Origin of the sequence: Uruburuella testudinis, assembly GCF_022870865.1 — a bacterium.
GTDB lineage: Bacteria > Pseudomonadota > Gammaproteobacteria > Burkholderiales > Neisseriaceae > Neisseria > Neisseria testudinis.
The window spans coordinates 2043626-2055033 of record NZ_CP091508.1; the positions used below are offsets into that span (position 1 = coordinate 2043626).

The window sequence follows — 11408 nt, forward strand, 5'->3', positions numbered from 1 at the left end:
AGCGGGCAAGCCGGCGACATTGATTTTTACCCCCGGCTTAAACGGCATCAAGCAATACGCAACCAAGTCCGAAATCAAATTCAGCAAGAAACCTGTACTAAGAACGGTGCCGTGTATGTTCTATTTGGCAAAGGTTTTTCAACTCATCAAATACCGACTCGATCACACCGCGCTTTTGCAGCAACCCCGGCTCAAAAGGTGTTTTATCCTGTTGTTTCATATTCTTTTTATTCCCCGTTACCAAACGAATGCCATATTCGTTTTGCAGCCATTGAGTCAGCTCCTTACCCAAATAGCCCTTATCGCCGACAACAATGCCCCACAACGAAGCCGCCATATCTTTCAAAGCATGGCGGTCGTTGACGTTACCCGGGGTTAACCGGACATCGACAAGCTCTCCTTGATGGTTGATAAGGGCATGAAGTTTGAAGCCGTAGAACCAACCCATACTGCTTTTACCGCGCCGGGCGCTGCCTGCAAAAACACGGTTGGTCGGGATGCGGCGGTTATGGCAAACGGCTAAAGCGGTGGAGTCGACAAAGCTGATGCCGCTGCATTGTCCCATTTGTGTTTTGAGAAAGGCGGAAAAGGGGATGATGGTGCGTTGTGCCAATTCGACAAAGCGGTTGTAGGAGGGCATATTGGGAAATGCCTGGCTGAGCATGCGTTTGATTTGAAAGAGATAATAGGTTTTGAAATGGCGATAGCGGATTTGGTGGAAATCAATCCAAACGGTCATGATTTCTGCTGTGCTGACGGAGGTTTTGCGCTGTCGGATTTTTTTGTTTGCTTGGTGTGAAATGCGTTGTTGATTAAATTTCGGTTCGAATGTTTTGCAAAAATCGTCCACGAGACAGAAAAGTTCGGTAAGATAATCCATGAGAGGCCTTCTTGTGGTTTTTTGTTTGTGTGCAAACAGCAGCTTACTACAAGTCGGCTTCTCTTTTTTGGAATTTTCTTATCCCGAACTCGCGTTACGTAGAACCCACGCGACACAGCATGCAGGTCGGATTCTCAAATCCGACATTTTTCAAACGGCTAAAATCATTTTAAATCAAAAGAATATCAAATCATTTGTCGGATACCAGTATCCAACAAATGCTGACTTACTTTTGAATGGGCACCAACCAAATTTTCAATCCTTTCAGACGGCCTGAACAAATCCTCGCTCCTTTCTCAGAAAAAATGCATCAGCATACCAAGTATGTTAACAAAAAAACCCTATTCTGCATCTATACTGCTGAAAAGCTTCTGCAATCATCGTTTCAGACGGCCTTAATCAAAACAAACAATAAATAAAAATAATTTATATAAATACTTATTGCAATAAACACCATATACCTCCATACTGCTTGTTCCGAATAAGTATTTAACAACAAAGAAAGGAGTCTGTTTATGCAACACCGCAGACGTCAAGCCGTATTTCAAGCAGCCAAACGCGCATTCAATGCCCGCCCCTCTGCCAACGGCAACGCCGGTCAAGCCGCAGCATCACGCTAGGATGACCGGATAATTTTGAGGTAATGCGGTTTTTCGCAAAAATCCGCCTAGCCCGCCTCAACAGCACCGCCTTGAAAAAGGCGGTTTTTGTTTGCCGCCATCCGCCTGATTCAGTATTTTCAAGTTAAAACATATTTGATAAGCTGAGGCCGTCTGAAAATCTTGTTTCAGACGGCCTCAAGCAACCATCAAGGCCGCTCCTCACTGAACCGCCAGCCGCCCAAATCCAACCCCAAATCGAAAAGATTCAGCCGGCCGACCGCCACACGTACCAAGCGCAGGCAAGGATAACCGGCCTTTGCGGTCATCCGTCTGACCTGGCGGTTTTTGCCCTCGCTGATTTTGATTTCCAACCAAAAATCCGGCACCGTTTTACGCTCGCGTATCGGCGGGTGGCGCGGCCACAACCGTTGCACCTCTTCCGCCGCCAACACACGCACTTTGGCCGGGCGTGTTACAAAATCGCCCAAATCCAAACCTGCCCGCAACCCGTCTAACCGTGCTTCGTCAGGCAGGCCTTCCACCTGCGCCCAATAGGTTTTTTCTTTTTGATATTTCGGTTCGGCAATCTGCGCCTGCAAGCGGCCGTTATTGGTCAGCAGCAGCAGCCCCTCGCTGTCGGTATCCAAACGGCCGGCCGGATAAAAGCCCGGCTCGTTAATATAATCTTTTAAGCAGCCGTGTTTTTCATGCGCTGAAAACTGGCAAATTACGCCATAAGGCTTGTTAAACACAATTAAATCATCCATTTATTTTTTCGTTAAATTACAAGATGTTTTATTCTACCCTGAAAAGCAGCAAACCCCTAGGGTGTCCTGATGTGTCGATTTAAGGGTGCTTTTTGCCCCTGAAAACGCATCTGCTGCGTTAAAAAGCCCCGCACAATGGTTGGCTTGCTGTATTTTCTGCCCGACATCTGCATTTGCCGAGCAAAATATATCCAGGAACAACGCCAGGAAACCCTAGCGCAAACACTCAAAATCAAGCATAATCAGCGGGCAAGCGGTAGCCCTAAAGTTTCCGCCCCCTATGAGAAGAACCCGAACAGGAGACACCATGAGTCACATTAAAGTACCCGCAGATGGCCAAAAAATCGTAGCCGGCCAAGCGATTCCGAACAACCCGATTATCCCCTTCATCGAAGGCGACGGCATCGGCGTGGACATCACCCCGGTGATGAAAGACGTTATCGATGCAGCCGTTGCCAAAGCTTATGGTGGCGAGAAAAAAATTCATTGGATGGAAGTATTCGCCGGCGAAAAAGCCACCCGTGTTTACGGCGACAACGTATGGCTGCCCGAAGAAACCCTGCAAGCGCTGAAAGATTATGCCGTATCCATCAAAGGCCCGATGACCACGCCCGTCGGCGGCGGCATCCGCTCGCTCAACGTGGCGCTGCGCCAAGAGCTCGATTTATACCAATGCGTGCGCCCGGTGCGCTATTTCAACGGTGTGCCCTCGCCCTTGAAAGACCCGAGCAAAACCGACATGGTGATTTTCCGTGAAAACACCGAAGACATTTATGCCGGCATCGAATGGGAAGCCGAAAGCGCCGAAGCCAAAAAACTGATTGCCTTTCTGCAAAACGAAATGGGCGTGAAAAAAATCCGTTTTCCCGAAACTTCCGGCATCGGCATCAAGCCCGTGTCTAAAGAAGGCACCACCCGCCTGGTGCGCGCCGCCATCCAATACGCCATCGACAACGACCGCGACAGCGTTACCTTGGTGCACAAGGGCAACATCATGAAGTTTACCGAAGGCGGCTTCCGCGATTGGGGCTATGAGCTGGCACAAAAAGAATTCGGTGCCGAATTGCTCGACGGCGGCCCGTGGTGCTCATTCAAAAATCCGAAAACCGGCAAAGAAATCATCGTAAAAGATGCCATTGCCGATGCCTTCTTGCAACAAATCGTGTTGCGCCCGGCCGAGTATGACGTCATTGCCACCTTGAATCTGAACGGCGACTACATCTCCGACGCATTAGCGGCACAAGTAGGCGGTATCGGTATCGCCCCGGGCGCCAATATTTCCGACAGCTACGCCGTATTCGAAGCCACCCACGGCACCGCGCCGAAATATGCCGGCCAAGACAAAGTCAACCCCGGCTCGCTGATTCTGTCTGCCGAAATGATGTTGCGCCATCTGGGTTGGAAAGAAGCGGCTGATTTGGTCATCGCCTCTATGGAAAAAGCCATCGGCGACAAACAGGTTACTTACGACTTCGCCCGCCTGATGGACGATGCCAACGAAGTTTCCTGCTCGCAATTCGGTAAAGCTATGATTGAACGCATGTAATTATATATGCCGTCTGAAACCCGTGCCGCGTGCACGGGTTTTTATTTCAACCAGATGATTACTAGGGCATTTTTCCTACCGCTTCATGATAAGGCGTGAAATCTGCAAATACACCGGATATCAAACGAATTTAAATGAAATTCAGCGATTTAACACCCAAAACCCGGAATACCCCAAAAACACCGTCCGTGACGCTTGACGACCGACAGCACCTCAGGTATAGTTCGCATCTCTTGACGGAGTAATGGCTGAGAGGCTGAAGGCACACCCCTGCTAAGGGTGCATCTGGGCTTAAACCTGGATCGAGGGTTCGAATCCCTCTTACTCCGCCAAAATAAAAGAAAAAGCCCTTGTTTTTACAAGGGCTTTTTCTTATTTATAGAAATTTCCATACCTATTTCCATCTTTATTCAAACCCGTATTCCGTCATTTCTCATCTTACCCACGCCAAGACTCAAACTATCAAACGCGGTTATGCCTGCTTTATCAGACGGCATCGCAGCATGGTATATACGGCAAAATACGCCCATGCAATGAAGTGATTTATGAATGGGTTGGGTTGTACTGCATACCAGGCCGTCTGAAAAAAGCCGGTATATCAATCCCATCGCCATGCCACCGCGTGTGCCGCAGCCGATCATACCGCTTGCGATTCTAATCACAACCAGCAAACAAACCGCCGCTTGGTTATAAACAAATGAAAAAACAGTATTTCATGCCGCAACCAGCGCTTGCTATATTGCTTCCATCATATCTACCGATGGGAGCAAAACATGAATTTCAAATCATTCTGGCTAACCTTGCCGCTTGCCTTAGCCATAAGTGCCTGCGGCCAAAGCAGCAGCCAGGCTTCCGCATCAAATACTGCCGGCACAAAACCGCCTGCCAAAGTGTCGATTTTAAATGTGTCTTACGATCCTACACGGGAGCTTTATCAAGAATACAACCCGATTTTCCAACAATATTGGCGGGAAAAAACCGGTCAGGAAGTCAGCATCCGGCAATCCAACGGCGGCTCCGGCAAACAATCGCTGGCGGTGATGAATGGTTTGAAAGCCGATGTGGTGACCTTGGCATTGGCGGGCGACATTGATGCGCTCAACAAAGGCGGCAAAACGCTGATTAACCCCGACTGGCAGCAAGCCCTGCCCGACAACAGCACGCCCTACACCTCTACCATCGTGTTTTTGGTGCGCAAAGGCAACCCAAAAAATATCCGTGATTGGGGTGATTTGGTGCAAGGCGATGTGCAGGTGATTACGCCAAACCCGAAAACATCTGGCGGCGCGCGCTGGAATTTTCTTGCAGCCTGGGCTTATGCCAAACACCGCCCCGGCGGCAGCGATGAAACAGCCAAACAATTTGTGGGCGAGCTTTACCGGCGCGTGCCGGTGATGGATGCCGGCGCCCGTGCCGCCACCATCACCTTTAGCCAACGCGGCTTGGGCGATGTGCTGTTGGCTTGGGAAAATGAAGCCTATCTGGCCGTGAAACAATCCGGCGGCGCGCTGGAAATCATCACCCCTTCAGTGTCGATATTGTGCGAGCCGCCGGTGGCCGTGGTAGATGCCAATGCCGATGCCCAAGGCACGCGTGAAGTAGCTGCCGAATATCTGGCACAGCTTTACACCGAAGATGCCCAGCGCTTGATTGCCAAACATTTCTACCGCCCCACGAATCCGAAAATCCAAGCCGAATTTGCCCATCAGTTTCCGCCATTGAAGTTGGTGACCATCGATCAGGAATTCGGCGGCTGGCACAAAGCCCAACCGCAGTTTTTTGCCGATGGCGGTGTGTTTGATCAAATTTATAAAAAATAAATGAATGCGGAAAATGCTGCTTTAAATAAACATATATAAAAAGGCCGTCTGAAAACTTTTCAGACGGCCTATAGCAAGTATGATAACTGCTCGGTCCAACCTTTAAATCATGGCTTGGGTTTGTACCTGTACCTGCTCTTGAATGGCGTTGGCGATTTGGGCGCCGTCCCATGAGCTGCCGTCTGCATTAAACGAGAAGCTCTCCACTTGATGGTCGCTGCCTTTAAACCAGTCGGTCAGAGTGATGCTGTCGCCCTCGCTGCCTTTGATGTCGATAACCAAATTGCTGCCGCTGATGCTGAAACCCAAATCTGATGCGCTGATATTGTGGCCGAATGCCAGAATATCGCAGCTGCCGCCGGTTTCGACAATGGTGTCGTTGCCGTAGCAAATATCGTAGTAATACACGTCATCGCCGGCGCCGCCGTAGAGCACATCGTTGCCCGAACCGCCGTCAAGGAAGTCGTCGCCGTTGCCGCCATACAAGGTATCGTCGCCGCCTTTGCCGTACAGCTCGTCATTACCGTCCAGTCCTTTGAGCACGTTATCGCCGGCATTGCCGGTTATGATGTTGTCGAGCTCGTTGCCGGTGCCGTTGAGGTGCGCTTCTTCCATCAAAATCAGGTTTTCAACATTGTCGGGCAATGTGTAATCCAGATAAGAGCGTACGGTATCGGTGCCTTCTCCGGGCAGCTCGATAATGTCGTCCGGTGAGAATTGCACCATATACACATCGTTACCTTTGTCGCCATACAAAACGTCATGACCGTGGCCGCCGTTGAGGTAATCGTTGCCGTCGCCGCCATAGAGAATGTCGTCACCATAGCCGCCATAGATGGTGTCGCCGTTGTTATCGCCGTAAACAATATCGTTGCCCTTGCCGGCGTAAATCACATCGGCGCCGTCTTTGCCGTAAATGATGTCGTCGCCATCGGTGCCATAGATGGTGTCTTTGCTGTTGCTACCGTGAATGGCGCCGATTTCATCGGGGATAATGTCTTTGATGATGTTGCCCGGATTGGTATCGATGCCGCCAAAGCTGTTGCCGGGATTGTCGCCGTCGACATCCACGCAATCTTCACACTCGTCATCCGGATCGGTAGGCTGCGGTTCCGGCTGGGGCTCAGGCTGCGGTTCCGGTTGCGGTTCGGGTTTCGGCTCGGGCTGTGGTTCCGGCTGCGGCTCGGGTTGCGGCTCGGGTTGCGGCTCGGGTTGCGGCTTGGGATCCGGTTTCGGCTCGGGTTCGGGCTTCGGCTCGGGTTTCGGACAATATTGATAAACCGGTTTCAGGCAGTCAAACAGGCTTTTCAGGCTGAACACCGAGAAGCATGAATAAGGTTTGGCCGGCTTGCTCCAGCCGCCGCCGGGGGTGCAGGAATAAATGCTGACCGGCTTGCTCCAACCGCCGTATGACGAACCGCCGTAGTGGCCGCCGCCGTATGATGAGCCACCGTAAGCATAGCTGCCGCCGTAAGAGGGGCCACAGCTGATTTTAGCGCTGTAAAAATAAGACATTAGTGTTCTCCAAAGGTAATGTTGCTGCATTGCCGAAATGGGAAATCGCTTCCCATTTTGAGAATTTTAATCCACCCGGAATAACAACTTGCTTATCTTAGAATAGCGGTTATACATACAGACCAGCGGTATCTTTTTTTAACTTTTTCATGCTTTTGGTTTGATTCTGCATATTGGGGAAATAAAACGGCAATAAATGTTAAACATTTATTGCCGTCTGAAACAAACCGACCTTTATTTGCAAAGCCGGTTGTGCCATCCATCCGCAAAAGTAAACAGATAAACCGCAGAGGTTTCTTTTTGAATCGGTATGAAAATCTTTATGCTTCCAGCCGTTCCGTGGTAATGCTGCCGTCACTGCCGACAGCCAAATAGCCGCCCTGCCCGCCTTCCCAATCTTGCAGCACATAACGCTTCAAAACATTACCGTGAAAATCATGCTCATGCACGGCCGGGCGATGGGTGTGGCCGTGAATCAGGGCGGCAAGGTTTTTATCGGCATATTTGGCCAACAGCGCCTGCACACCCGCTTCGGTGGCATCGGAAATCTCGCTTTTGCCGTCGGCCGCTTTTTTAGTTTCACTCATCATGCGGATTTGCCCTGCCAGCATTCGGCGCTCGGCCAAAGGTTTCATCAACACGGCCGCCTGCCACATCAGATTGCGCGATTGGGCGCGAAACTGCTGGTAGGCCACATCATCGGTGCACAATTCATCACCGTGCACCAGCAGATAAGGCTTGCCGTAAAGCTCGGCCACATATTGCTCGGGCAAAAGCGTGACCCCGCTTTTTTCGGCAAATGCGGCGCCCAGCAGAAAATCGCGGTTGCCGTGTTGAACAAACACCGGCGTATTGCGCGTAAATCCGGCCAATGCCGTCACCACACTTTGGATAAACGGGCTGTCGTCGTCATCACCCACCCACACATCAAAAAAGTCGCCTAAAATATACAGCGCATCGATTTTGCCTTGCCACTGCTGCAATGATTGGAAAAACAAACGGTTGAGTTGAGGCACGTCTTCCGACAGGTGCAAATCAGAGATAAAAATGGTTTGTGTGTTCATAAGGCTAAGGCTTTATTTTTTAAAAACAGATTCATAACAGGCCGTCTGAAAGCCGGCGTAACAACGGCCGCCGGCATCCAACACGGGGCGTTTGATCAAACTGGGCTGTTCAACCATCAGGCGGATGGCCGAGGCGGGGTGTTCGGCCGCGGCTTTTTGGCCGTCATCAAGCTTGCGCCAGGTGATGCCGCGTTTATTGAGCAGGGTTTCCAGCGGCACATCCGCCAGCCAGCTTTTAATCAGCACTTCGTCGGGCGGCGTTTTCTTAAAATCAACAAACTCATATTCTATGCCGTTATCAGCCAACCATTGGCGCGCTTTTTTCACGGTATCACAATTGGGAATGCCATAAATTTTAGTCATCACATCCACTTTAAAAGGTTTTCAGACGGCCTCTATTGTACGGACAGGCACACGGTTTGTCATCGAAACCGCAAAAAGGCTTGGAAGCGCCGGCAAAAAACGCTATGCTTCCAACCATCACTGCCATTCGCCGCCGGCAGATTTTGGAGAACCCCATGAATCGCACCAGCTTTACCGCCCTAACCGCCGCCCTGCTGCTCGCCGCCTGCTCCGGCGGCAACGAAGCGGGTAAATCCACCTTTAAAAAAGCCATCGATCAATACGCCGAACAGCACGGCGTGTGTCTGCCGCTGGCCTTAAACGTTCAAAACCCGCAAGGCTTTGAGGCCCGAGCCCATGTTACATTAGGCGAAGCGCTGATCAGAATGGCCGAAACCGACACCCACGGCAACAAAATCAACCGCGAAGCGCACTCACAAATCGAATTGCTCGAAGACCAAGGTTTCTATAAACAAGCCGACACCGAAACCCTGCCGCAGCCCGATCAAAAAGACATCAAAATACGCCGCTACGAGCTCACCGACAAAGGCGCTGCGCAAACGCTCGAAAGCCCGCACGGCCCGCTGTTTTGCATCGGCACTCAAGAAGTGGAAAAAATCAACTGGTTTACCGAGCCCGCACCGGCCAACGGCATCACCGTTTCCAAAGTTTCCTACCAAGCCAAATTCAAGCCCGAACGCTGGGCTGAAAAGCTGCTGAAAAAAGGCGGCGCCGAATGGGCAAACATCGAGAGCACACGCACACAAACCGCCACATTGGTGCAAACCAACGAAGGCTGGCGCGATATCCGCGAGCTGCGTTGAGCTTTATCAGCAAACATTCCCCCTGTTTTCAGACGGCCTGATGAAAGGCCGTCTGAAAACAGGGGAAAAAGACAAACCGCCCAAATAATGCTATGCTTCACGCTTTCAAAATCATCTGTTTGAAGCAATGAAAAAGCTCCTGATCACCGTATCGGCCATTGTCTTACTGGCATTGGCAGCCACCTTTACCGGCCTACCCTATTATCTGGGCATCAAAGCCGAACAAAGCCTTGCCGAACAGCAGCAACTGCTGGCGCAATCCAACCTGCTCACCATAGAATCGCACCGCTACGAGCGCGGCTGGTTCAGCGCCACCGAAACCACAGTTATCCGCCTCAAACCCACCCTGCTTCACAACATCCGCCCCTACCTGCCCGAAAACCTCAAAACCGTGCTCAACGAGCCCATCACACTGGTCAGCCGCGTGCGCCACGGCCCGTTTGCCGGCAGCCTCACCCCTGTGCGTGCGCAGATAGACACCGAGTTTCAATACCGCCCCGAAGCGGCCAAAGTATTGGCGCGCTTTTTCGGTGACCAAGCTCCGGTCAGCATGCGCAACACCGTATATCTGAGCGGCAACGGCACAATCGACCTGGCCGTGCCCGCATTCGACTACGAAGAGCTTTCCGGCATCGCACTCGATTGGAAAGGCCTCAGCGGCCACACCGACTACAGCAGCGGCTTCAACAACTACACCCACGAATACACCGCCCCCGCCCTGCACATCAAGTTGGCCGACCAAGGCGATGCCGCTTTTGAAAACCTGCATATCCGCACCGAAACCACCGACGGCAAAAACCGCCTGGCCTTGGGCAACAGCAGCTTCAAACTCGATAAATTTTCTATGCAGTGGAAGCAGGGTGTCGACTATAACGTGAAGCTCAACGAATTGGTCAACCTGGTTACCAACCTGCAAATCGGCGCCTTTATCAACCCCACCGGCACCATTGCCCCCGCCAATATCGTTGTCGACAAACTCCAATTCGACACCCACACCGGTGAAGAAGGCAAATGGATCAACAGCGAAGGCCGCTTCCAATTCGAAAACCTCACCTACGGCGACGAACAATACGGCCCGCTCGACATCAACATCGCCGCCGAACACCTGGATGCACAAGGGCTGCTCGCCATTAAAAACAAACTGGCCGAGCTCACCTCTAAAGAAATGAGCGAAGAGCAAATCCGCCGCGAATTGCTGCAAACCGCCAAAACCGATGCCGCCGGCCTGTTTACCCAAAATCCGGTATTAAAAGTCAAAACCTTCAGCTTCAAAATGCCCGAAGGCACCGTCGACGTAAAAGGCCAACTCAGCTTCAACAACCTCAACGCCGCCGACATGAACGATTTTGCCGCCATGATTCGCAAAACACAGGCGCAATTCGACATGAACATTCCGCAAAAACTGCTGGAAAAACTGGCCATCAACCAAGCCGGCAGCCTGTTTAGCGTTAATGCCGAAGACCTCGCCGAAGGCCGCGCCAGCCTCGACGACATCAACGAAACCCTGCGGCTGATGGTCGACAGCACCATCCAATCGATGCAGCGCGAAGGCTACCTCACGCTTAACAACGGCATCGTCTCCACCCGCATCGATCTGGCCGGCAACTCGCTCCAGCTCAACAACAAAGTGTTTGAAAGCGAGCCGGAGCCGGATTTCAGCGAAACCGATATGCTGCCGGAAAACACTGCCTCCGAGCCGGCCATCTTCGGCGCATCCGAGCCGGAAACGCTTCCCGAAGCCGCATCAGCACCTTAAAACAGTCAAACAGGCCGTCTGAAACGCCGTTGTCTCCCACAGCGTTTCAGACGGCCTGCTCTTAAATAATACCCATTCACAAAAATAACCTAACGGCATTGGCCCGCCTTGTTGGTTTACTTTTTTAAATGGGTAGTAAGCCAACATCATTAGATTATTTTTGTGAATGAATCATCTCCTGAAGATCTAACCATTCAGAATTATTCAGATTTTTGTAATCAAAGCACAGGTGTTGGGCGAAAAGCACCCGTAAATCGACACATCAGGACACCCTAGGGCGTCCTGACCATTC

At 51.3% G+C, this 11408-nt stretch carries 8 protein-coding genes, 1 tRNA gene and 1 pseudogene; 5 read left to right on the forward strand and 5 right to left on the reverse strand.

Going from position 1 to position 11408, the window contains the following annotated elements; all coding sequences use genetic code 11:
• Positions 1–21: 21 nt before the first annotated feature.
• A pseudogene (locus LVJ83_RS09430) lies at positions 22–880 on the reverse strand (IS982 family transposase); the annotation flags it as partial.
• 808 nt (positions 881–1688) lie between these two features.
• Positions 1689–2249 (reverse strand): pseudouridine synthase, encoded by a 561-nt coding sequence (locus LVJ83_RS09435; protein WP_244784254.1) that lies wholly within the window; start codon positions 2247–2249, stop codon positions 1689–1691.
• A 307-nt stretch (positions 2250–2556) separates the two neighbouring features.
• Between LVJ83_RS09435 and icd the strand changes: the two genes are divergently transcribed.
• The 3 genes from icd (at position 2557) to LVJ83_RS09450 (ending at position 5615) form a co-directional block, all read left to right on the forward strand.
• Positions 2557–3795 (forward strand): NADP-dependent isocitrate dehydrogenase, encoded by a 1239-nt coding sequence (gene icd / locus LVJ83_RS09440; protein WP_244784255.1) that lies wholly within the window; start codon positions 2557–2559, stop codon positions 3793–3795.
• A gap of 238 nt (positions 3796–4033) precedes the next feature.
• A tRNA-Ser gene (locus LVJ83_RS09445) sits at positions 4034–4127 on the forward strand.
• A gap of 441 nt (positions 4128–4568) precedes the next feature.
• Positions 4569–5615 (forward strand): sulfate ABC transporter substrate-binding protein, encoded by a 1047-nt coding sequence (locus LVJ83_RS09450; RefSeq protein ID WP_244784256.1) that lies wholly within the window; start codon positions 4569–4571, stop codon positions 5613–5615.
• Positions 5616–5717: 102 nt separating this feature from the next.
• Here the strand turns inward: LVJ83_RS09450 and LVJ83_RS09455 are convergent, their stop codons facing one another.
• From LVJ83_RS09455 to LVJ83_RS09465, 3 genes are all read right to left on the reverse strand, one after another.
• Positions 5718–7130 carry a calcium-binding protein gene (locus tag LVJ83_RS09455; protein ID WP_244784257.1) on the reverse strand — a complete coding sequence of 471 codons (1413 nt, stop codon included), beginning with the start codon at positions 7128–7130 and terminating at the stop codon, positions 5718–5720.
• 320 nt (positions 7131–7450) lie between these two features.
• On the reverse strand, positions 7451–8194 hold the full coding sequence (locus tag LVJ83_RS09460) for a UDP-2,3-diacylglucosamine diphosphatase (RefSeq protein WP_244784258.1): 744 nt from the start codon (positions 8192–8194) through the stop codon (positions 7451–7453).
• Between the two features lie 12 nt (positions 8195–8206).
• Entirely contained in the window at positions 8207–8557 is a 351-nt protein-coding gene (locus tag LVJ83_RS09465) for an arsenate reductase (protein WP_244784259.1), read from the reverse strand.
• Between the two features lie 155 nt (positions 8558–8712).
• Here LVJ83_RS09465 and LVJ83_RS09470 point away from each other — a divergent pair, with 155 nt between their 5' ends.
• Both LVJ83_RS09470 and LVJ83_RS09475 read left to right on the forward strand, forming a co-directional pair.
• Positions 8713–9360, forward strand: coding sequence for a hypothetical protein (locus tag LVJ83_RS09470; protein ID WP_244784260.1), 648 nt, complete (start codon positions 8713–8715; stop codon positions 9358–9360).
• A gap of 127 nt (positions 9361–9487) precedes the next feature.
• Entirely contained in the window at positions 9488–11116 is a 1629-nt protein-coding gene (locus LVJ83_RS09475; protein ID WP_244784261.1) for a YdgA family protein, read from the forward strand.
• Positions 11117–11408: the final 292 nt, after the last annotated feature.